Origin of the sequence: Streptomyces sp. NBC_00659 (genome assembly GCF_036226925.1) — a bacterium.
GTDB lineage: Bacteria > Actinomycetota > Actinomycetes > Streptomycetales > Streptomycetaceae > Streptomyces.
Genome location: NZ_CP109031.1, coordinates 6860045 through 6883607, shown reverse-complemented (window position 1 = coordinate 6883607; position 23563 = coordinate 6860045). Strand labels below are relative to the sequence as shown.

Here is a 23563-nt window from a genome sequence, read left to right as displayed (position 1 = left end):
TCCGTCCGCCCTGCCGCCCGGCCTGCCGTCCGGCCCCGCATCAACTCGCGCGCGACCGATTGACGGACCGTCAGATCCCTTCGTACCGTCCCCTTCATGGGCCTCTCCGCGTACGACCTCACCGGACGCACCGCATTCGTCACCGGCGCGGCCGGCGGCATCGGCCGCGCGGCGGCCGTCCTGCTCGCGGAGGCGGGCGCCACCGTGCACTGCGCGGACGTCGACGAGCCGGGCCTGCACGAGACGGCGACGCTGATCAAGGGCCGGGGCGGCACCGCGCTCAGTCACCCGCTCGATGTCACCGACCGGGCCCGGGTCCAAGAAGCCGTCGCGTCGTGCGGCCGTGTCGACGTCATGGCGGCGGTGGCCGGGATCATGCACAGCAGCCCGGTCCTGGAGACTCTGGACGAGGATCTGGACCGGGTGCTGAACGTCAACTTCAAGGGGGTCCTGTACGCCTGCCAGGAGGCCGCACGATCCATGATCGAGAACGGTGTCCGCGGCAGCGTCATCACCATGGCATCGGGCGCCATCGACTCCGGCGGTCCGGGTCTGCTGTGCTACAGCGCGGCCAAGGCGGCCGTCGTACAGCTGACGAAGACGCTGGCGACCGAGGTCGGCCCGCACGGCATACGCGTCAACGCCGTGGCACCCGGCTGGATCCGCACGCCCATGACCGACCGTCACGGCGAGCGCCAGGCGCATACCGAGGCGTTCATGGCACGTCTGTCACCGCTGGGCCGCGTCGGGGAGCCCGAGGACATCGCCCACGCCGTTCTCCACCTGGCCTCGGACGCCTCGGCATTCACCACCGGCCAGATCCTCCGCCCCAACGGCGGCGTCGCCATGCCCTGGTAGCCCACCCGCCACCACGCCCGTACCCGCGCCGGCCACCCCGCCGGCGGTCCCGCCACCGGTCCGATCCCATGGCACCGGCGGCCCGGGACTTCGGGACGCAGTGCACCGGCAGCAGGCTGAGCCCCCACCCGCCCGCGGCGACCGCTCCTTCGAGGACCCCGGCACCGGGCGCGAGCGCGAGCCGGAGCACGCTGAACCACCACAGCGCGCCGAGCGCCAGGCAAGCCCCCCGGCGCACTGTTCGCCCTGCCATGGCACCTCCTCCGGCGCGGCACCGGGCCGCCGATCTCACGCGCGAGCAGGGCACACCGGCGGCACACGGCACCGGCCCGGGAGAAGCGGCTCCCGGGCGCTCACCCGTTCTCCGCCTGGAACATCCAGTGATGTTTCTCCAGGTCGGCCGTGATCCCGATGAGGATGTCCTGGCTCACCGGATCCGGGTCCGCGGTGACGGCGACCCGGTCCCGCATCCGTACGATCACCGCACCGAGCGCCTCCACGAGCGTCTGTACGGCGTCGGCGTCCTTGATCCAGCCCGCGGGCGTGTCTCCGACGCCGCTGCTCGACGCCACGGTGGCGGCCCGCCCGTCCGGCGGGACACCCAGGGTCGAGGCACGCTCCGCCACGGTGTCGGAGTGCAGTCGCGCAATGTCCACGACCTCGTCGAGCTGGAGGTGGACGGAACGGAAGCGGGGCCCCACCACGTTCCAGTGGACCTGCTTGGCCACGAGGGAGAGGTCCACCAGATCGACCAGGGCGCCCTGGAGCGCCTCGGCGACGGTCTTCAGGTCCGCGTCGGACAGGGAGCTCTTCACGACGTACATCCGCATCCTCCGATTCACGACGCCTCCGCCGGCCGGCCTCGCGGGCCGCGGCGGTCACGACGGCCGGCGTCGGCTTCACCGGGTCCCTCCACCATGGAGGCCGCGCCGGATACCGGCAAATGGGCCCATGAGGGACCGCGGGGAACACGGAAGCCCCGGCCGGCTTCTCCGGGTCTCCCCGGGGAAGCCCCGGCCGGGGCTTCGGTGGAACGTCTCTCAGCTCAGGAAACGCGAGCTGGTGAGCGTCAGGCGGCGACGACGTCGACCGCTTCGGCAGGCGCCTTGATCGTGACCCGTTCCGGTGGCACACCGGTCACCGATACGGAATTGAGCATCGGGCGACGCACCGGTGCGGACACCGGTGCGGTGGCCGCAGCCGACTGTGCCAGCTCGGCGAGGGCGAGCTCGTCGCTCACTTCCCGCATGAGCTCGGACATCCGTACGTCCAGCGCGTCGCAGATCGCGGAGAGCAGTTCGGAGGATGCCTCCTTCTGCCCCCGCTCCACCTCGGAGAGATAGCCGAGTGAGACTCGGGCGGACGAGGAGACTTCGCGCAGAGTACGGCCCTGGCGCTGGCGCTGCCGACGCAGCACGTCACCCAGCAGGCGACGGAGCAGAATCATCGGTGGCTCCCTCCTCGGACCGCGTAGCCGCATCCTTCACGCCCCACCGTACCGCCTTGCGCCGCGGCCGTGCGGGGAGCGATGTCGTGTTCACTCAGGGCTGCAAACATCAAAACCCCCCGTTCTGTTCCGTATCCTGTGCCCGCTCATTCCCGGTCTGTTCGCCCGCGAGCTCCCGAAGAAGCAGCGCGAGTACGCTGCGTACACTCTCCATACGGATTTCCGCCCGGTCGCCGTTCAACCGCAGTGGCACCACTTTCCCATCGCGAAGGGTGCCGGAAGGCGCCGGGAAGGGGCCGTCGACGGCCACGTAGACCGTACCGACCGGCTGCCCGTCCTGCGGTTCGGGACCGGCGACGCCGGTGGTCGCGATCCCCCAGTCGGCTCCGAGCGCCTTGCGCACCCCGGCCGCCATCTGTGCCGCGACCTGGGCATCCACCGCACCATGTTCAGCCAGAAGAGTGACATCGACGCCGAGCAGTTCGTGCTTCAGTTCAGTGGCGTACGCGGTCACCGAGCCCCGGAACGCCTTCGAGGCACCCGGCACCGCGGTGATCTCCGCGGCCACCAGGCCACCGGTGAGCGACTCGGCGACGGCGAGCGTCTCGCCCCTGACTGTGAGTAGTCGCACCACTTCGGCGGCCGTGGGACTCACCGCTCGGCCTCCGCGGCGGCCGCCCGCCGCTCGGCGATTCCGCGGCGGCGCAGCACGACGGCCTGCCGCACATAGTCGATGCCGGTGACCACGGTCAGCACGACCGCGACGGCCATCACCCAGAACCTCAGGGTGGCCAGCGCCCCGGTCAGCGGCAGGATGTACATGCCGACCGCCGTGCCCTGGGCCAGCGTCTTCAGCTTGCCGCCGCGGCTCGCCGGGATGACCCCGTAGCGGATCACGACGAAGCGCAGCAGGGTGACGCCGAGCTCACGGCCCAGGATCACGAAGGTGACCCACCAGGGCAGGTCATCGAGGGCGGACAGGCAGACCAGCGCCGCGCCCATGATCGCCTTGTCGGCGATGGGGTCGGCGATCTTCCCGAAGTCGGTGACCAGGTTGTACGTGCGCGCCAGATGACCGTCGAAGATGTCGGTGATCATGGCCACGGCGAAGGCGGCCCAGGCCCATGCCCGCATGGCGGGGTCGTAGCCGCCGTCGGCCAGCATCAGCGCCACGAAACCCGGCACGAGGGCGAGCCGGATCATGGTCAGGATGTTGGCGATGTTCCAGAGGCTGGCCTGGTTGACGGCCGCGGCGCCCAGCTTGCCGCCACGAGGCGTCTTCGGGCCTTCCGGAGCGCCGGACGCAGCCGAAGCACCGGAGGTGCCGGGAGCGCTCGACGCACCCGAGGTGCCGGATGCGCCCGAGCCACCGCCCGCGCCCGGAGCACCGGATGCGCCGGGGGCGCCCGCCGCACCTTTGGCGCCCGGGGAGCCGCCTGCCGCGGATGCCGGGGCTCCGGTCATCTGGCCGCCTCCTCAGCGCTCGCGAGCGAGCCCGGAAGCGGCTCGGCCACCAGGTCGACACCTTCCGTGCCGACCACCTTGGCCTCGACGATACGGCCGACGATCAGACCTTCGCCGCTCGTGAACAGGACCTGGCCGTCCGTCTCCGGCGCCTGGTGCGCGGCGCGGCCGTACGCGCCGTCCTCGTCGTCGATGCTCTCGACCAGCACGTGCACGGTTTCGCCCACGCGTTCCTCCGCGCGCTGGGCGACCAGTTCCTCGGCGAGCCGGGACACCCGCGCGAGGCGCTCGGCGACGACGTCCTCGTCCAGCTTGTTCTCGTACGTCGCCGCTTCGGTGCCCTCCTCGTCGGAGTACCCGAAGACGCCGATCGCGTCGAGGCGGGCTCCGGTGAGGAAGCGCTCCAGCTCCGCGAGATCGGCCTCGCTCTCGCCGGGGAAGCCCACGATGAAGTTGGAGCGCACGCCGGCCTGCGGGGCCTTGGCACGGATGGTGTCGAGCAGTTCCAGGAACCGGTCGGTGTCACCGAATCGGCGCATCGAGCGCAGCACGTCGGGCGCGGAGTGCTGGAAGGACAGGTCGAAGTAGGGCGCGACGTTCGGCGTCGAGGTCAGGACGTCGATGAGCCCGGGGCGCATCTCGGCGGGCTGGAGGTAGCTGACCCGCACGCGCTCGATGCCGTCGATCTCGGCCAGCTCGGGGAGCATCGTCTCCAGGAGACGGATGTCACCCAGGTCCTTGCCGTAGGAGGTGTTGTTCTCGGAGACGAGCATCACTTCCTTGACGCCCTGCTCGGCCAGCCAGCGCGCCTCGTTCAGGACGTCGCTGGGGCGGCGCGAGATGAACGAACCGCGGAAGGAGGGGATGGCGCAGAACGTGCAGCGGCGGTCGCAGCCGGAGGCCAGCTTGACCGAGGCGACCGGGGATCCGTCCAGGCGGCGGCGCAGGGGCGCACGGGGGCCGGAGACCGGGGCGACGCCCTCGGGGAGGTCGGAGGGGGTGCCATGGCCGGGAAGGGCCACTTCCTCGCCGGCGCTCTGCCGCTCGGCCGGGCTGATCGGCAGCAGCTTGCGCCGGTCGCGCGGGGTGTGGGAGGCGTGGATGCCGCCGTTCAGGATGGTCTGGAGGCGGTCGGAGATGTCGGCGTAGTCGTCGAAGCCGAGCACGCCGTCGGCCTCGGGGAGCGCTTCGGCGAGTTCCTTGCCGTAGCGCTCGGCCATGCAGCCCACCGCGACCACGGCCTGGGTTCTGCCGTGCCCCTTGAGGTCATTGGCTTCGAGGAGGGCGTCGACGGAGTCCTTCTTGGCGGCTTCGACGAACCCGCAGGTGTTGACGACGGCGACGTCCGCTTGCTCGGCGTCCTCCACGAGTTGCCAGCCGTCCGCCTCCAAGCGGCCTGCGAGCTCCTCCGAGTCCACCTCGTTACGGGCGCAGCCAAGGGTGACGAGTGCGACGGTACGGCGTTCAGGCATGGGCTCAAGACTACTTTGTCTGGCCGACACCCCACGTCGACGGGGTTGGCCGATCTTGGCCAACCCCGTCGACGGTGTGCTGCTGGGGACCCCTATCCCACCTGCGGGTCGCCCTTCGTGTACGTCAGACGCTCCACCGCGCCCGGCCGGAACTGATCCTCGATCTTCTTGCCGTTGACGAAGAGCTGGATGGCTCCGGCGTCGCCGAGGATGAGGTTGATCTTGGAGCTGTCCTGGAAGGTCTTGGACTCGCCCTGCTTCAGCAGCCCGTCGAACAGCATCCGCCCGTTGTGGTCCTTGGCGGAGATCCAGCTGCGTCCGTCCGCGGCGCTGACCTGGACGGTCACCTTGTCCTGCGGGGCGGCCGCGATGGCGCTGTCGGACGGTTCGGGCTTCGGGTCGGCCGGCTTGGTGGCGGTCGCGGACGGAGCGGCGGACTTCTTGGTGGTCGGCGTGGACCCCTCGGCGACCTGGGTCTTCGAGTCGTCGCCGTCGCCGCCGCCCTTGACCATGGTGAACCCGACGAAGCCGATCACCGCGACGATCGCGGCGACCATGGCGGCCGTCCAGTTCGGCCCGCGGCGCTCGGGGCGGATGCGTTCCGCCTCGAACAGCGGGGCGGCGGGCGTCGGCGCGGGACGTCCGCCGTGTTCGGCGTCGTACTGCGCGAGCAGCGGAGCCGGGTCGAGCCGGACGGCGCGGGCCAGGGTACGGATGTGCCCGCGCGCGTAGACATCGCCACCACAGGGAGCGAAGTCGTTCTGTTCGATGGCGTGGATGATCGTGATGCGGACGCGGGTGGCGTTGCTGACGTCGTCGACGGTCAGATGGGCCTCGATGCGTGCCTTCTGGAGGGCACGTCCGATCGAGAGCCGTTCAGCCGTAGGGTCGTCTTCGAACGGACGCTCGTCTTCGGGGGAGTTGCCGTCAGGTGAGTTGACGATGGACACGGGGGCGCCTTTCGAGCGTGTAGCCACCTGTGCTGGAAGTTCAGTCTAGGGGGGGTACGAAAGGGTGGGGCAACCGGGCGGTGGGACTTTGTACGCCATCAGAATGGCCGGTCATCCTGATATAGGGACATGGTGGCGCCCCTTCGCTCAACTTGACGTGCGACAAGGCGAAACGGTTGCTCACCAACTCCTTACGGGTGAGTCACATTCACATATCAGCCGGGTTCGGAACATGACGTTCCGCCATCCGCCCGACAGTGCGGCCGCTTCCTGAGCGACGGCCACGCGCTCACCGCGCCGTTGCCGGTTGTCCCGTCCCCCCTCGCCGGGGACTCCTACGCTTCTGCTTCCCCGCGCATCACTGCCAACACCCCGTCCAGCTCGTCGGCCTTCACCAGGACGTCACGCGCCTTGGACCCCTCGCTGGGCCCGACGATCCCGCGCGACTCCATGAGGTCCATGAGACGGCCCGCCTTGGCGAAGCCGACGCGCAGCTTGCGCTGGAGCATCGAGGTGGACCCGAACTGCGTGGAGACGACCAGCTCGGCGGCCGCGCACAGCAGGTCGAGGTCGTCGCCGATGTCCTCGTCGATCTCCTTCTTCTGCTTGGTGCCCACGGTGACGTCGTCCCGGAAGACGGGCGCCATCTGATCCTTGCAGTGCTGCACGATCGCCGCGACCTCGCCCTCGGTGACGAAGGCGCCCTGCATACGCGTCGGCTTGTTGGCCCCCATCGGCAGGAAGAGTCCGTCGCCCTTGCCGATCAGCTTCTCGGCACCGGGCTGGTCGAGGATGACCCGCGAGTCCGCGAGCGACGAGGTCGCGAAGGCCAGCCGGGAGGGCACGTTCGCCTTGATCAGACCGGTGACAACGTCGACGGACGGCCGCTGCGTGGCGAGCACCAGATGGATGCCGGCCGCGCGCGCGAGCTGGGTGATGCGCACGATCGAGTCCTCGACGTCGCGCGGCGCGACCATCATCAGGTCGGCGAGCTCGTCGACGATCACCAGGAGGTACGGGTACGGGGTCAGCTCCCGCTCACTGCCCTCGGGCAGCTTGACCTTGCCGTTCCTGATGGCCTCGTTGAAGTCGTCGATGTGCCGGAACCCGAACGCCGCGAGGTCGTCGTAGCGCAGGTCCATCTCCCGCACGACCCACTGCAGCGCCTCGGCGGCCCGCTTCGGGTTGGTGATGATCGGCGTGATCAGGTGCGGGATGCCCTCGTACGCGGTCAGCTCGACGCGCTTGGGGTCCACGAGGACCATCCGCACGTCCTCGGGGGTCGCCCGGACCATGACCGAGGTGATCAGGCAGTTGATGCAGGACGACTTGCCGGAACCGGTGGCTCCGGCGACCAGGACGTGCGGCATCTTCGCCAGGTTGGCCATCACGTAGCCGCCCTCGACGTCCTTGCCGAGCGCGACCAGCATCGGATGGTCGTCCTCCGCCGCGTCCGCGAGGCGCAGCACGTCACCGAGGTTGACCATCTCGCGGTCGGTGTTGGGAATCTCGATGCCGACCGCGGACTTGCCGGGAATCGGGCTGATGATCCGCACGTCGGGGCTGGCGACCGCGTACGCGATGTTCTTGGTCAGCGCGGTGATCCGCTCGACCTTCACGGCGGGGCCGAGCGTGACCTCGTACCGCGTGACCGTCGGTCCGCGGGTGAAGCCCGTGACGTCGGCGTCCACCTTGAACTCGGCGAAGACCTGACGCAGGGAGTCGACGACCGTGTCGTTGGCGGCGCTGCGGGTCTTGCCGGGGCCGCCGCGCTCCAGGAGGTCCAGGGAGGGCAGCGCGTAGGTGATGTCCCCGGAGAGCTGGAGCTGTTCCGCGCGCGGGGGCAGCTCGCGCGGGGCGTCGGGCGCGGCCTTGGTGAGGTCGGGCACGACGGACTCGACCGGCAGGGCCTCCTGCTTGGGCCGCTTGGCGCCCGGGACGACCTTGGCGCGGGCGGCAGGCACCGGTGCCGTCTCCTCGTACCCGTCGCGTTCCACGCTGACGCCCTGCGTCAGATCGGCGACCAGCGGCGAGGGTGGCATCCCGTGCAGCACGGCGCCGTCCAGCGCCGCGGCGGCGGCCGCCGCGACGTCCACGGCGTCCATCGGCCGGTTCATGTCGGGCTGCTGCGCGCCGGGCCGCCGGGGGCGGCTCCGGCGCCTGGTGAGCGCCTCCTGCTCGACACTGTCGGGGTCGTACGACTCGGGGGCGCGCGTGCGCCCGCCGGAGCGCCCAGCGATCCCCTCACGCCACTGCTCGTCGTAGCGCTCCTCGTCCTCACGGAACGCGTCCTCGTCGAAGTCGGCCTGGACGATGCCGAGCTTCTGTCCGAGCAGCCGCAGCCGCTGCGGAATCGCGTTGACCGGGGTCGCCGTGACGACCAGCAGCCCGAAGATCGTGAGCAGCACCAGGAGCGGTACGGCCAGGACGTCACCCATCGTGTACGTCAGCGGGGTGGCCGACCCCCAGCCGATGAGCCCGCCGGCGTCCCTTATCGCCTGCATCCCGTCGCTGCGCGCCGGCGAACCGCACGCGATGTGCACCTGCCCGAGCACGCCGATCGTGAGCGCCGACAGACCGATCACGATCCGGCCGTTCGCGTCGGGCTGCTCGGGGTGCCGGATGAGCCGCGCCGCGATCAGGGCGAGAAGTATCGGGACGAGGAGGTCGAGGCGGCCGAAGGCGCCGGTGACGAGCATCTCGACGAGATCGCCGACGGGACCGCGCAGGTTGGACCACGTACCCGCCGCGACGATCAGCGCGAGACCGATCAGCAGGAGCGCGAGTCCGTCCTTGCGGTGCGCCGGGTCGAGCCCCTTGGCGCCGCGCCCTATCCCGCGGAAGCCGGCTCCGACGGCATGGGCGATGCCCAGCCACAGGGCGCGTACGAGTCTGTACACACCCGCGGTCGGGTTGGGCGCCGGCGGGGGGGCGGGCTTCTTCGCGGCGGCCCTCTTGGCGGGCGCCTTGCCGGCGGCCGCCTTCTTCACGGGAGCTTTTTTCGCCGGGGCCTTCTTCGCCGGAGCCTTCGTCGGAGCGGCCGCCTTCTTCGCGGGCGGCTTCTTGGCTGCGGACTGACGTGAGGCCATGTGTGTGAGGTTACCGGTGGAGATGGCGGCGACACGTGTGCCTCCCCCAAGTTCTCGACTTCGCTCGAACAGGGGGGACGCCGAGTTTCACCCGATCGTGTCACCCTCGCCAGAAACGGAACTGAAGCTTCCTCAAGGTCCGGCGGGGCAGACCGCGCATGCCCGTACGGGCTTCAGCCCTGCGACGGCACCGAGGGTGCCCCGCTCCCCGTGCCCGGCTCCAGCGCGTCCAGCGCCCTGCGCAGCCCGGTGAGTTTGCGTTCGAGATGAGCCGCGGTCGCCACCGCCGCCGCGTCCGCGGAGTCGTCGTCGAGCTGCTTGGACAGCGCCTCGGCCTGCTCCTCGACGGCCGCGAGGCGCGCGGAGAGTTCGGCGAGGAGTCCGGCGGGCTCCTTGGCCTCGCCGAGCGCCGCCTTGCCGCCGCCCTCGAGCTGGAGCCGCAACAGGGCCGCCTGCTCACGGAGTTGGCAGTTCTTCATGTAGAGCTCGACGAACACCGAGACCTTCGCGCGCAGCACCCACGGGTCGAAGGGCTTGGAGATGTAGTCCACCGCGCCGGCCGCGTACCCCCGGAAGGTGTGGTGGGGGCCGTGGTTGATGGCGGTGAGGAAGATGATCGGGATGTCCCGGGTCCGCTCCCGCCGCTTGATGTGCGCGGCGGTCTCGAATCCGTCCATGCCGGGCATCTGAACGTCCAGCAGAATGACCGCGAAGTCGTCCGTGAGCAGCGCTTTGAGCGCTTCCTCCCCGGACGATGCCCGTACCAGTGTCTGATCGAGCGCGGAGAGGATCGCCTCCAGCGCCAACAGATTCTCCGGCCGGTCATCGACCAGGAGGATCTTGGCCTTCTGCACCATGGCCCGCCCTCCTCGCCCCGGCATGGGGCCTCCCCTGTCCGCAGGACTTGGGGAAGCGCCGGGCGCCGCCCCTGGGGACGACTCCCTTGCGCCGCCCGTCCTTGTGCCGGTCATGCTAGCCGCACCCCGCCCGTCGCCACACCCTGTCACCGTGATGTCACTGTGCACGTAGCAAAAACGCGGCAGGGGACCAGAAGGTTCCCCGTATCCCGTGCTTCTACACGGCTTCCGCCACAGTCAGTCATCCGACGCCGGGCCGTCCGAACGGCCGTGCCGCACGGTGTGCCGATACCGGTCACACCGTGACGACCCGGGTCGCTCCCCCGAGTGTGTCACCCCTGGCGCATCCACTGCGCCATCACCGACAGCAGGTGATCGGGATCGACCGGCTTGGTCACGTAGTCGGAGGCGCCCGACTCGATCGCCTTCTCCCGGTCCCCCTTCATGGCCTTCGCCGTCAGCGCGATGATCGGCAGCCCCGCGAACTGCGGCATCCGCCGGACCGCCGTGGTCGTGGCATAGCCGTCCATCTCGGGCATCATGATGTCCATCAGAACGACCGTCACATCGTCGTGCTGCTCCAGGACCTCGATGCCCTCACGGCCGTTCTCCGCGTACAGCACCGAAAGTCCGTGCTGCTCAAGGACGCTGGTCAGCGCGAAGACGTTGCGGATGTCGTCGTCGACGATCAGCACCTTCTCGCCCTCGAAGCGAATACCCCGGCCCTGCTGCTGCCCCGCGTCCTGCTGCCCCGCGGCCCCCCACGGCTCCTGAGCGGCGCCCGCGGCACCGTCCGGCTGGCCCGACACGTCCGCGCGCTGCTCGGCCGTGGGCAGCGCCCTGCGGCGCCTCCTGAACAGCGCGGCGGGCCCGTTCTGGGCGTCCTGATACGACTTCACCTCGGCCGGCATCCCGATGCTGTGCAGTTCGCCCTCGGAGGCCAGCAGTTCCCCGGCCTCCAGCGCCGGCGCGAGCTGCCCGTAGCCCTGCGGCGGCAGTTCGCTCGGGTACAGCGGCAGGTACAGCGTGAAGGTGGAGCCGCGGCCCGGCTCGCTCTGGGCGTAGATCTCGCCGCCCAGCAGCCGCGCGATCTCCCGAGAGATGGACAGCCCCAGCCCCGTACCGCCGTACTTGCGGCTCGTCGTGCCGTCCGCCTGCTTGAAGGCCTCGAAGATCACCCGCATCTTGCTCGCCGCGATCCCGATACCGGTGTCGGTCACGGAGAACGCGATGAGGTCGGCGTCCGCGTCCCGCAGCGACCCCGACTCCAGCAGTTGTTCCCTGATGGCCACCGGCACGTCCGCCCCGGCGGGCCGGATCACCAGCTCGACCGCTCCGGAATCGGTGAACTTCACCGCGTTGGACAGCAGGTTGCGCAGCACCTGGAGAAGACGCTGTTCGTCGGTGTGCAGGGTGGCGGGCAGCTCCGGCGAGACCCGTACGGAGAAGTCGAGCCCCTTCTCCGCGGTCAGCGGACGGAACGTCGCCTCCACGTAGTCGACGAGCTGGACGAGCGCGATACGGGTCGGCGACACGTCCATCTTGCCCGCCTCGACCTTCGACAGGTCGAGGATGTCGTTGATGAGCTGGAGCAGGTCGGAGCCCGCGCCGTGGATCGTCTCGGCGAACTCGACCTGCTTCGGCGTGAGGTTGGTGTCCGCGTTGTCGGCGAGCAGCTTGGCCAGGATCAGCAGCGAGTTGAGCGGTGTCCGCAGCTCGTGCGACATGTTCGCCAGGAACTCGCTCTTGTAGCGCATCGAGACCGCGAGTTGTTCGGCGCGCTCCTCCAGGACCTGGCGCGCCTCCTCGATCTCGGTGTTCTTGACCTCGATGTCGCGGTTCTGCTGGGCCAGCAGCTCGGCCTTGTCCTCCAGTTCCGCGTTCGAGTCCTGGAGCGCCTTCTGCCGGTTCTCCAACTCCGCCGACCGCTCCCGCAGCTGCTCGGTGAGCTCCTGCGACTGCCGCAGCAGCACCTCCGTCTTGGTGTTGACCGAGATCGTGTTGACGCTCGTCGCGATCATCTCCGCGATCTGGTTCAGGAAGTCCTTCTGGATCTGCGTGAACGGCGTGAACGACGCCAGCTCGATGACACCGAGCACGGTCCCCTCGAAGAGCACCGGAAGCACGATGACCTGTGCCGGAGGCGCCTCGCCGAGCCCGGAGGAGATCTTCAGATAGCCGCTCGGCGCGTTCTCCACCAGGATCGTGCGCTTCTCCTGCGCGGCCGTCCCGATCAGCGCCTCACCGGGCCGGAACGACGTCGGCATGGAGCCCATCGAGTAGCCGTACGACCCGAGCATGCGCAGCTCGTACGCCTCCTCGTCCTCCGTGCCCGCGTCCTTGCCGTCGACCAGCGGCATCGACAGGAAGAACGCGCCGTGCTGGGCCGAGACGACCGGCGTCAGCTCGCTCATGATCAGCGAGGCCACGTCGTCGAGATCGCGGCGGCCCTGCATCAGGGCGGAGATACGGGCGAGGTTGCCCTTGAGCCAGTCCTGCTCCTTGTTGGCGATGGTGGTGTCGCGCAGGTTGGCGATCATCTTGTTGATGTAGTCCTGGAGTTCCTGGATCTCGCCGGAGGCGTCCACGTCGATCTTCAGGTTCAGGTCACCGCGGGTCACCGCGGTCGCCACGCGCGCGATGGCACGCACCTGCCGGGTCAGGTTCCCGGCCATCTCGTTCACCGACTCGGTGAGGTCGCGCCAGGTGCCGTCGACGTCACGGACGCGCGCCTGACCGCCCAACTGCCCCTCGGTACCCACCTCCCGGGCGACTCGGGTGACCTCCTCCGCGAAGGACGACAGCTGGTCGACCATCGTGTTGATGGTGGTCTTGAGCTCCAGGATCTCGCCGCGCGCGTCGATGTCGATCTTCTTGGTCAGATCGCCCTTGGCGATGGCCGTGGTGACCATCGCGATGTTGCGCACCTGGCCGGTCAGGTTGGACGCCATCCCGTTCACCGACTCGGTGAGGTCCTTCCACGTACCGGCGACTCCCGGTACGTGCGCCTGACCGCCGAGGATGCCGTCCGTACCCACTTCGCGGGCCACCTTGGTGACCTGCTCGGCGAACGAACTCAGCGTCTTCACCATGGTGTTGAAGGTGTCGGCGAGCTGCGCGACCTCACCGCGCGCCTCGATCGTCACCGTCCGGGTCAGGTCGCCGTTGGCGACGGCCGCCGCCACCTGCGAGATGTTCCGCACCTGCATGGTCAGGTTGTAGGCCATCAGGTTGACGTTGTCGCTCAGGTCCTTCCAGATGCCCGTGACCCCGGGCACCCGCGCCTGACCGCCCAACTGGCCCTCGGTGCCAACCTCGCGGGCCACCCGGGTCACCTGCTCGGCGAACGACGACAGCTGGTCGACCATCGTGTTGACGGTGGTGACCAGTTCGAGGATCTCGCCCTTGGCGTCGACGGTGATCTTCTTGGACAGGTCTCCCATGGCGACCGCGGTCGTGACCTCGGCGATGTTGCGCACCTGGATGGTCAGGTTGTTGGCCATGAAGTTCACGGACTGGGTGAGGTCCTTCCAGGTGCCCGAGACACCCTGCACCTCGGCCTGCCCGCCGAGGATGCCCTCCGTGCCCACCTCGCGGGCCACCCGCGTCACCTGCTCGGCGAAGTTCGAGAGCTGGTCCACCATCGTGTTGAGGGTGTTCTTCAGCTCCAGGATCTCGCCGCGCGCGTCCACGTCGATCTTCTGCGACAGGTCACCCCGCGCCACCGCGGTCGCGACCTGCGCGATGTTGCGCACCTGCGCGGTGAGGTTGCCGGCCATGCCGTTCACCGAGTCGGTCAGGTCGCGCCACACACCGGCCACGCCGGGCACCTGCGCCTGACCGCCGAGCCGGCCCTCCGTACCCACGTCACGGGCCACCCGCGTCACCTGGTCGGCGAACGCGGAGAGCTGGTCGACCATCGTGTTGATGGTGTTCTTCAGCTCCAGGATCTCGCCGCGCGCGTCCACGTCGATCTTCTGCGACAGGTCGCCCCGGGCCACCGCCGTGGTCACCTGCGCGATCTGCCGTACCTGCGAAGTCAGGTTCCCCGCCATGAAGTTGACGGAGTCGGTGAGCTCCTTCCAGGTGCCGGACACGCCGTCCACCCGGGCCTGGCCACCGAGCCGGCCCTCCGTACCCACGTCACGGGCCATCCGGGTCACCTGGTCGGCGAAGCTCGACAGCTGGTCCACCATGGTGTTCACGGTGACCTTCAGCTCCAGCATCTCCCCGGCGACCTCGACGGTCACCTTCTGCGACAGGTCACCGTTCGCCACCGCCGTGGTCACCTGCGCGATGTTGCGCACCTGGCCGGTCAGGTTCTGGAACGCCGTGTTGACGGAGTCCGTGAGGTCCTTCCAGGTGCCGGCCACTCCCGGAACCTGTGCCTGGCCGCCCAGTTCACCCTCGACGCCGACCTCGCGGGCCACGCGCGTGACCTCGACACCGAACGACGACAGCTGGTCGACCATCGTGTTGACGGTGTTCTTCAGCTCCAGCATCTCGCCGGCGACCTGGACACTCACCTTCTGCGACAGATCGCCGTTGGCCACGGCGGTGGTCACGGCGGCGATGTCACGCACCTGGGTCGTGAGGTTGCGGAAGACCGTGTTGACCGAGTCCGTGAGGTCCTTCCACGTTCCCGCCGCCCCCGGCACGTTCGCCTGACCGCCGAGCCGTCCCTCGCCACCGACCTCGTTGGCCACTCGCGTGACCTCGTCGGCGAACGTCCGCAGCGTCTCGGTCATCTGGTTGATCGTCTCGGCGAGCTGCGCGACCTCGCCCCGTGCGGAGACGGTCACCTTCTGCGACAGGTCACCGCTCGCGACCGCCGTGGTCACCTGGGCGATCCCGCGCACCTGGGCCGTCAGGTTGCCGGCCATGAGGTTCACCGAATCGGTGAGGTCCTTCCACACACCGGCCACACCGGGCACCTGCGCCTGGCCGCCCAGCTCACCCTCCGTACCCACCTCGCGCGCGACGCGGGTCACCTCGGAGGAGAAGGAGGACAGCTGGTCCACCATCGTGTTGACGGTGTTCTTCAGCTCCAGCATCTCGCCGGCCACGTGAACCGTGACCTTCCGCGACAGGTCACCCTTGGCGACCGCCGTCGTCACGAGAGCGATGTCACGCACCTGCGCGGTGAGCCGGTGCGCCATCGTGTTGACCGAGTCCGTGAGGTCCTTCCACGAACCGGACATACCGCGGACCCGGGCCTGTCCCCCGAGCTTGCCCTCGGTACCCACCTCACTGGCCACCCGGGTGACCTCGTCGGTGAACGTCGAGAGCTGGTCCACCAGGTTGTTGACGGTCCGGCCGACCTTCAGGAACTCACCGCGCAGCGGATGCCCGTTCCCGTCCGCCGCCTGCGCTCGCAGGTCCATACGCGGCGACAGATCGCCCTCCGCGACGGCGGACAGCACCCGGCCGACCTCGGAGACAGGCCGTACGAGATCGTCCACCAGCGCGTTCGACGCGTCGATCGCGGCCGCCCAGGCACCCTCGCCGGCGCCTGCCTCCAGCCGCTCCGTGAGCTTGCCCTCACGGCCCACCACACGCCGTACCCGCGACAGCTCGCCCGTCAGGTGCAGATTCCGGTCGGCGACCTCGTTGAAGACCGCCGAGATCTCGGACATCACGCCGTCACCGGAAACAGTGAGCCGCTTACGGAAGTTGCCGTCCCTCATCGCCACCAGGGCTGCCAGCAACCGGTTCAGGGCCGCCGTGTCCACCTCGGTGGTGCCGGTGCGCGGTGTGCGCCCGCTGTTCAGGGACTGTCCGCCTTTCGCGCGCGTCCTACCGCCCCGCGTCGCTGCGCCAGACTCCACTGTGTCCCTCCCGCAAGGGTCGACCAATACTGCTCGGCGTACTCGGGTACTTCTGTCGGGTACTTCTGTTCGTGGTCCGCGGGCGGTACGCGACCTGCCCGGACCTGTTCCTGGAGCCTGCCCAGTGTTTCACCCCGGCCGAACCAGGCCATAACAGTTCGGCAGCTTCGCACATCGTCCGCACACCCACGGGACAGTCCTCCGGCCCCGGCCGCAGGCAATCACACGCACCTGTCCGAACGGAAACAGCGCACTCTTCAGGACGGAAACACCCGTGACCGGCATCCGCAGGGCCCGCGAAGGTAAGTAACCTTGCAAGCGGCTGTCCAGCCGTGCCGGTCCCGTCCGGCCTGGGCGGTGGCACGAGTACGAGCGGGCAGGCATCGGAGGGGCACCGCACCATGACCACCGGACTGCATCCTGGAGGGACACCCCAGGATCCCCGGCCGACAGGGAACCACGCTCTGCCCACGCAGGAGCGGGCCGGCCACGGAACCCCGCATGCCGACGACCGGACGAGGAGTTCTGTGATCACCGCGCGCGCGGCCGCCAGCTTCGAACCCGTGGGACGGTCCGTCGCGACCGCCCGCTCGTTCGTCCGGGACACCCTCCAGGGCTGGGGCTTCGCCGACATCGTCGACGACGCCGTCGTTCTGACCAGCGAGCTGGTCACCAATGCCGTTGTGCACGCGGGCACCTCCGCCGACGTCCTGTGTCTGCGCAGCGACGACGGCGTGCGCATCGAGGTGGCGGACCGCTACCCGGAACGCGAGATCCCACTCCAGGCCACGGCCGTCAACATGGGCAGCCCCGACCGCGAGGGCGGCCGCGGCCTCCAGCTCTGCGCGGCCCTCGCCCGCCGCTGGGGCGTCGACTACACGCCCACCCACAAGCAGGTCTGGTTCCAGCTCGACCTCCCCGAGCGCGCGATCGGCACCCGAACCGCCGGCCCCCCGCTCCCCGCCGACCTCCTCCCGCTGGCCGACGGCCGCGTGCGCGTGGCGGTCGTCCAGATCGACCGCACCGGCGCCATCAACGCCTGGAACGAGGACGCCGAGGAGCTCTTCGGGTACGCGGCCGACCAGGTCACCGGCAAACCGCTCACCGACCTCGCGGCCTGGCCGCACACCCCCGGCACCGGCACCGGCATCGTCGAAGCCCTCCAACTCTCGCGCTGGGAAGGCAGTTACGGCGTCCGCTGCGCGGACGGCCGCGTCACTCCGGTGTACGCCTCGCACCTGCGGGTCCGTGACACGAGCGGCGAGCCCTCCACCGTCTGCCTCCTCGTACGCGACCACGAACGTGCCGTCCTGCAGACCCCGTTGCGCGGTCCCGCCTCCGACGCGGGCACCCACGCGGAGGGTCAGGCCACGGATCCGTTCGAGGTCTTCATCGGCTCGCCGGCCCCGGACGACCTCGACGGTCTTCTCCAGCGCACGGTGGAACGGGCCCGCGACATGCTGGACGGCGACTCCGCGTTCCTGCTCCTCGCGACCGACGACGAGACGGAGTTGGAGGTACGCGCCTCCACGGGACTGCCCTCCGCACGCCAGCGCTTCGCCCGCGTCCCCGTCGAGGCGGGCCCCGGCCGCTACGGCTCGGCCCGGATGCCCACCGTCCACGAGGACCTGACGCTCGTCCCCGGCGCCGTACCGCTCCTCGGCGGCACCGGCATGCGCTCGGTCGTCACGGTCCCACTGAAGGTCGAGGGCCGCCTGACCGGCTCCCTCGGCGTCGCGGCCGAATCACCCGGCCGCTACTCCAACGAGGAGGCCCTGCGGCTCCAGTTCGCCGCCGACCGCATCGCCCTCGCGGTGGAATCGGCCCGCCTCGGCGAGCTGGAACGCCTGCGCCGCGGCTCGCTGTCGTTCCTCGTCGAAGCCTCCGACCTGCTCGCCGGCACGCTGGACCGCGACCAGACGCTCGCCCTCATGGCCCAGATGACGGTCCCGACCCTCGCCACCTGGTGCGCCGTGTACACGATCGCCGACCAGGCTTCCGATCCCTACCTCTCGTACGTCCTGCACGAGGACGAGGAACTCATCGACGGCCTCAAGGCGTTGCTCTCGAAGATCGCCCCACCGGACCCGGTGCCCACCCCGGGCGCCCGTGTCTGGTCGGCTCCCGCCGCGGCCGCTCACGACGCGGCCCTGCGGACCTCGATGCGCAGCCTGGGCCTCGGCGGGCAGACGTCGATGAGCTCCAGCATCGGCCCGACCCTGGCGACGGCCGCCGCTGTCGGCGGGGAGACCGTCGTCCTTCCCCTGGTCGCCCGCAACCGCGTCATCGGCATGCTGACCCTCGGCAAACCGTCGGACGAGCATTTCCGCCAGGAGATCCTGGAGTTGGCCGAGGACCTCTCCCGGCGAGCGGCTCTCGCACTGGACAACGCCCGCCTCTACTCGGAGCGCACGGCGATCAGCCAGTCCCTCCAGCGCAGCCTGCTGCCCCCGGAACTCCCCCAGATCGAGGGCGTCGAGGTCGAGGTCATCTACCGTGCGGCCGGCGAGGGCAACGAGGTCGGCGGCGACTTCTACGACCTCTTCCCGATCCGTGACGGCGCGTACGGCTTCGCCATCGGCGACGTCTGTGGTACGGGCCCGGAGGCGGCGGCGGTCACGGGCCTGGCCCGGCACGCACTGCGCCTGCTGGCCCGCGAGGGCTACGGCGGCCCCGCGGTCCTGGAGCGGCTGAACTCGGCGATCCTCGACGAGGGCGCCCGCAGCCGCTTCCTGACGCTTCTCTACGGCGAGTTGTGGCCCCAGGAGGACGGCAGCGCCATCCTGAAGGTCGTCTGCGCCGGCCATCCGCTCCCGTTGCGTCTGCGCCAGGACGGAACGGTCGAGCCGGCCGCCGAACCGCAGCCGCTCCTCGGTGTCATGGAGGACCTGGAGCTGTACGAGCAGACGGTCACGCTCGATCCGGGCGATGTCCTGCTGTGCGTGACGGACGGGGTCACGGAGCGGCGCGAGGGCACTCGCATGCTCGGCGACGACGGTCTCGCGGATGTCCTCACCACGTGCACGGGGCTGACGGCCGGCGCTGTCGCCGCGCGCATCATGCGCGCGGTCGAACGCTTCGCCTCCGACGCCCCATCCGACGACATGGCGATTCTGGCGATGCGCGTCCCTGGGCTCCACACGGACTGAGACCCGGCGACCGACGCTCCCGGAACTCCGGTCCCGGGGGCCTTTCGCATGTTCCGGGGACCCGAGTCCCGGGACATGCGAAAGGCCCCCGCCCACAAGGGCGGAGGCCTTTTCAGTCTGAGCCCCCCAACGGAATCGAACCGTTGACCTTCTCCTTACCATGGAGACGCTCTGCCGACTGAGCTAGGGGGGCCTGTCGCTTCAGAGGTTTCCCTCGCGGCAACAAGAGAGATCATACCCTGAATTGGACCGTGCTCCCAACCCGTCCGGACCTGATCAGAAGGCCGGTTGCAGCAGTCCGCCGAGCGCGTTGCACGCGGAGACGATCCGCTGCATCTCCCGCTTCGTCAACGTCCCGTCCACCGGCAGCGAGAGGGTCTCGTCGGCGGCCCGCTCGGTCTCGGGAAGGTGTACGTCCCGACGGAAGCCGGGCAGCCGGTGCACCGGCGTCTTCACCGGAACCCGGCACTCGACTCCCCTGGCCCGTACGGCCCGTGCGAAGGCGTCGCGGTCCGGACGCCCGTTGCCGGGCACCCGTACGACGTACTGCTGGTAGGTGTGTCCGTCGCCGCTGACGGGTGTGCGTACGCCCCTGAGCCGGCCGTCGAGGTAGGCGGCCCGCTCCCTGCGCTGCGCGATCTCGTCGTACGGCGCCTCGGACTCGCCCTGTTCCAGGACCAGCACCTCATGCCGCTGCCCCAGCTCCCGCAATCGCACCATGTCGGCGGTCCGCCCGAAGCGGTGCACGACAACGAACGCAGCCGTCCGGGGAGTTATGACCGCCTCCACCGCCTCGGGGTCGAGGCAGTACGTCACGGGGTCTATGTCGGCGAAGACGACGATGGCGCCGGCCTCGGTGACGGCGTCGGCGACCTCGACGTTCCCGAAGGCCGGAACGACGACCTCGTCACCGGCTCCGACGCCCGCGGCTGTGAGCATTGCAGCAGTACTCATGATGGGGATATTGGTCGCGCAACGTGAACTTAAAGTGACGCAAAACAAAAAAGAGCTGGTCCCCGAACCGAAGTTCGGGGACCAGCTCTCTAAAATTTGTTCGGCGGCGTCCTACTCTCCCACAGGGTCCCCCCTGCAGTACCATCGGCGCTGTGAGGCTTAGCTTCCGGGTTCGGAATGTAACCGGGCGTTTCCCTCACGCTATGACCACCGAAACACTATGAAACTGTCAACCGGACCACGCTCTGTGACAAACGTGGGGTTGTTCGTGGTTTCAGAACCAACACAGTGGACGCGAGCAACTGAGGACAAGCCCTCGGCCTATTAGTACCAGTCACCTCCACCCGTTGCCGGGCTTCCAGATCTGGCCTATCAACCCAGTCGTCTACTGGGAGCCTTAACCCCTCGAGGGGGTGGGAATACTCATCTCGAAGCAGGCTTCCCGCTTAGATGCTTTCAGCGGTTATCCCTCCCGAACGTAGCCAACCAGCCATGCCCTTGGCAGGACAACTGGCACACCAGAGGTTCGTCCGTCCCGGTCCTCTCGTACTAGGGACAGCCCTTCTCAATATTCCTACGCGCACAGCGGATAGGGACCGAACTGTCTCACGACGTTCTAAACCCAGCTCGCGTACCGCTTTAATGGGCGAACAGCCCAACCCTTGGGACCGACTCCAGCCCCAGGATGCGACGAGCCGACATCGAGGTGCCAAACCATCCCGTCGATATGGACTCTTGGGGAAGATCAGCCTGTTATCCCCGGGGTACCTTTTATCCGTTGAGCGACGGCGCTTCCACAAGCCACCGCCGGATCACTAGTCCCGACTTTCGTCCCTGCTCGACCCGTCGGTCTCACAGTCAAGCTCCCTTGTGCACTTACACTCAACACCTGATTGCCAACCAGGCTGAGGGAACCTTTGGGCGCCTCCGTTACTCTTTAGGAGGCAACCGCCCCAGTTAAACTACCCATCAGACACTGTCCCTGATCCGGATCACGGACCCAGGTTAGACATCCAGCACGACCAGACTGGTATTTCAACGACGACTCCACCTGAACTGGCGTCCAAGCTTCACAGTCTCCCAGCTATCCTACACAAGCCGAACCGAACACCAATATCAAACTGTAGTAAAGGTCCCGGGGTCTTTCCGTCCTGCTGCGCGAAACGAGCATCTTTACTCGTAGTGCAATTTCACCGGGCCTATGGTTGAGACAGTCGAGAAGTCGTTACGCCATTCGTGCAGGTCGGAACTTACCCGACAAGGAATTTCGCTACCTTAGGATGGTTATAGTTACCACCGCCGTTTACTGGCGCTTAAGTTCTCAGCTTCGCCACCCCGAAGAGTGACTAACCGGTCCCCTTAACGTTCCAGCACCGGGCAGGCGTCAGTCCGTATACATCGCCTTACGGCTTCGCACGGACCTGTGTTTTTAGTAAACAGTCGCTTCTCGCTGGTCTCTGCGGCCACCCCCAGCTCACCGAGTAAATCGGATCACCAGTGATGGCCCCCTTCTCCCGAAGTTACGGGGGCATTTTGCCGAGTTCCTTAACCATAGTTCACCCGAACGCCTCGGTATTCTCTACCTGACCACCTGAGTCGGTTTAGGGTACGGGCCGCCATGAAACTCGCTAGAGGCTTTTCTCGACAGCATAGGATCATCCACTTCACCACAATCGGCTCGGCATCAGGTCTCAGCCTTGATGTGTGACGGATTTGCCTATCACACGGCCTACACCCTTACCCCGGGACAACCACCGCCCGGGATGGACTACCTTCCTGCGTCACCCCATCACTCACCTACTACAGGTCTGGTCCGTCGGCTCCACCACTCCCCTTTGCCCGAAGGCTCCGGGGCGGCTTCACGGACTTAGCATCGCCTGGTTCGATGTTTGACGCTTCACAGCGGGTACCGGAATATCAACCGGTTATCCATCGACTACGCCTGTCGGCCTCGCCTTAGGTCCCGACTTACCCTGGGCAGATCAGCTTGACCCAGGAACCCTTAGTCAATCGGCGCACACGTTTCTCACGTGTGTATCGCTACTCATGCCTGCATTCTCACTCGTGAACCGTCCACCACTGCCTTCCGGCGCGGCTTCACCCGGCACACGACGCTCCCCTACCCATCACAACACCCGTTGGGGCTATACGCTGCAATGACACGACTTCGGCGGTACGCTTGAGCCCCGCTACATTGTCGGCGCGGAATCACTAGACCAGTGAGCTATTACGCACTCTTTCAAGGGTGGCTGCTTCTAAGCCAACCTCCTGGTTGTCTGTGCGACTCCACATCCTTTCCCACTTAGCGTACGCTTAGGGGCCTTAGTCGATGCTCTGGGCTGTTTCCCTCTCGACCATGGAGCTTATCCCCCACAGTCTCACTGCCGCGCTCTCACTTACCGGCATTCGGAGTTTGGCTAAGGTCAGTAACCCGGTAGGGCCCATCGCCTATCCAGTGCTCTACCTCCGGCAAGAAACACACGACGCTGCACCTAAATGCATTTCGGGGAGAACCAGCTATCACGGAGTTTGATTGGCCTTTCACCCCTAACCACAGGTCATCCCCCAGGTTTTCAACCCTGGTGGGTTCGGTCCTCCACGACCTCTTACAGCCGCTTCAACCTGCCCATGGCTAGATCACTCCGCTTCGGGTCTTGAGCGCGCTACTGAATCGCCCTGTTCGGACTCGCTTTCGCTACGGCTTCCCCACACGGGTTAACCTCGCAACGCACCGCAAACTCGCAGGCTCATTCTTCAAAAGGCACGCAGTCACGACGCACTGAGTAAACTCAATGCGCGACGCTCCCACGGCTTGTAGGCACACGGTTTCAGGTACTATTTCACTCCGCTCCCGCGGTACTTTTCACCATTCCCTCACGGTACTATCCGCTATCGGTCACCAGGGAATATTTAGGCTTAGCGGGTGGTCCCGCCAGATTCACACGGGATTTCTCGGGCCCCGTGCTACTTGGGTGTCTCTCAAACGAGCCGTTGATGTTTCGACTACGGGGGTCTTACCCTCTACGCCGGACCTTTCGCATGTCCTTCGCCTACATCAACGGTTTCTGACTCGTCTCACAGCCGGCAGACTGTGAAAGAGAGATCCCACAACCCCCCAAGCGCAACCCCTGCCGGGTCTCACACGCTTGAGGTTTGGCCTCATCCGGTTTCGCTCGCCACTACTCCCGGAATCACGGTTGTTTTCTCTTCCTGCGGGTACTGAGATGTTTCACTTCCCCGCGTTCCCTCCACATACCCTATGTGTTCAGGTATGGGTGACAGCCCATGACGACTGCCGGGTTTCCCCATTCGGAAACCCCCGGATCAAAGCCTGGTTGACGGCTCCCCGGGGACTATCGTGGCCTCCCACGTCCTTCATCGGTTCCTGGTGCCAAGGCATCCACCGTGCGCCCTTAAAAACTTGGCCACAGATGCTCGCGTCCACTGTGCAGTTCTCAAACAACGACCAACCACCCATCACCCCCGGTTTCCACC

The 23563-nt window shown here is 67.9% G+C and carries 12 protein-coding genes, 1 tRNA gene and 2 rRNA genes; 2 read left to right on the top strand and 13 right to left on the bottom strand.

The window, feature by feature from the left end:
* Positions 1-96 precede the first annotated feature (96 nt).
* On the top strand, positions 97-858 hold the full coding sequence (locus OG410_RS30115; protein ID WP_329301962.1) for an SDR family NAD(P)-dependent oxidoreductase: 762 nt from the start codon (positions 97-99) through the stop codon (positions 856-858).
* Between the two features lie 353 nt (positions 859-1211).
* Here the strand turns inward: OG410_RS30115 and OG410_RS30105 are convergent, their stop codons facing one another.
* The 9 genes from OG410_RS30105 to OG410_RS30065 form a co-directional block, all read right to left on the bottom strand.
* Positions 1212-1682 carry a Dps family protein gene (locus OG410_RS30105; protein WP_329301960.1) on the bottom strand — a complete coding sequence of 157 codons (471 nt, stop codon included), beginning with the start codon at positions 1680-1682 and terminating at the stop codon, positions 1212-1214.
* A gap of 245 nt (positions 1683-1927) precedes the next feature.
* Positions 1928-2305 (bottom strand): helix-turn-helix domain-containing protein, encoded by a 378-nt coding sequence (locus OG410_RS30100; protein ID WP_326785134.1) that lies wholly within the window; start codon positions 2303-2305, stop codon positions 1928-1930.
* 109 nt (positions 2306-2414) lie between these two features.
* Positions 2415-2960, bottom strand: a complete 546-nt coding sequence (locus tag OG410_RS30095; protein ID WP_329301959.1) for a CinA family protein — start codon at positions 2958-2960, stop codon at positions 2415-2417.
* Positions 2957-3769: a CDP-diacylglycerol--glycerol-3-phosphate 3-phosphatidyltransferase gene (pgsA, locus tag OG410_RS30090; protein ID WP_329301958.1), complete on the bottom strand. Its 813-nt coding sequence runs from the start codon at positions 3767-3769 to the stop codon at positions 2957-2959. Before pgsA ends, OG410_RS30095 begins: the two co-directional genes overlap by 4 nt.
* Positions 3766-5241 carry a 30S ribosomal protein S12 methylthiotransferase RimO gene (rimO, locus tag OG410_RS30085; protein ID WP_329301957.1) on the bottom strand — a complete coding sequence of 492 codons (1476 nt, stop codon included), beginning with the start codon at positions 5239-5241 and terminating at the stop codon, positions 3766-3768. The genes pgsA and rimO overlap by 4 nt, the downstream gene beginning before the upstream one ends.
* A gap of 92 nt (positions 5242-5333) precedes the next feature.
* Positions 5334-6191, bottom strand: coding sequence for a helix-turn-helix domain-containing protein (locus tag OG410_RS30080; protein ID WP_329301956.1), 858 nt, complete (start codon positions 6189-6191; stop codon positions 5334-5336).
* 335 nt (positions 6192-6526) lie between these two features.
* Entirely contained in the window at positions 6527-9280 is a 2754-nt protein-coding gene (locus OG410_RS30075; RefSeq protein WP_329301955.1) for a DNA translocase FtsK, read from the bottom strand.
* A gap of 173 nt (positions 9281-9453) precedes the next feature.
* The gene (locus OG410_RS30070) at positions 9454-10137 is read right to left on the bottom strand and encodes a response regulator (RefSeq protein ID WP_151468805.1); all 684 of its coding nucleotides are present in this window, start codon (positions 10135-10137) and stop codon (positions 9454-9456) included.
* Between the two features lie 332 nt (positions 10138-10469).
* A complete protein-coding gene (locus OG410_RS30065; protein WP_329301954.1) occupies positions 10470-15965 on the bottom strand; it encodes a HAMP domain-containing protein in 5496 nt (1831 codons plus the stop codon).
* 401 nt (positions 15966-16366) lie between these two features.
* On the opposite strand from OG410_RS30065, the gene OG410_RS30060 reads away from it, so the two are divergent.
* Positions 16367-19114: a SpoIIE family protein phosphatase gene (locus tag OG410_RS30060; protein ID WP_329301953.1), complete on the top strand. Its 2748-nt coding sequence runs from the start codon at positions 16367-16369 to the stop codon at positions 19112-19114.
* A 120-nt stretch (positions 19115-19234) separates the two neighbouring features.
* Here the strand turns inward: OG410_RS30060 and OG410_RS30055 are convergent.
* The 4 genes from OG410_RS30055 to OG410_RS30040 form a co-directional block, all read right to left on the bottom strand.
* A tRNA-Thr gene (locus OG410_RS30055) sits at positions 19235-19307 on the bottom strand.
* Between the two features lie 83 nt (positions 19308-19390).
* Positions 19391-20053 carry a DegT/DnrJ/EryC1/StrS family aminotransferase gene (locus OG410_RS30050; RefSeq protein WP_329304295.1) on the bottom strand — a complete coding sequence of 221 codons (663 nt, stop codon included), beginning with the start codon at positions 20051-20053 and terminating at the stop codon, positions 19391-19393.
* 113 nt (positions 20054-20166) lie between these two features.
* Positions 20167-20283, bottom strand: a 5S ribosomal RNA gene (gene rrf, locus OG410_RS30045).
* A gap of 89 nt (positions 20284-20372) precedes the next feature.
* Positions 20373-23495, bottom strand: a 23S ribosomal RNA gene (locus tag OG410_RS30040).
* Positions 23496-23563: the final 68 nt, after the last annotated feature.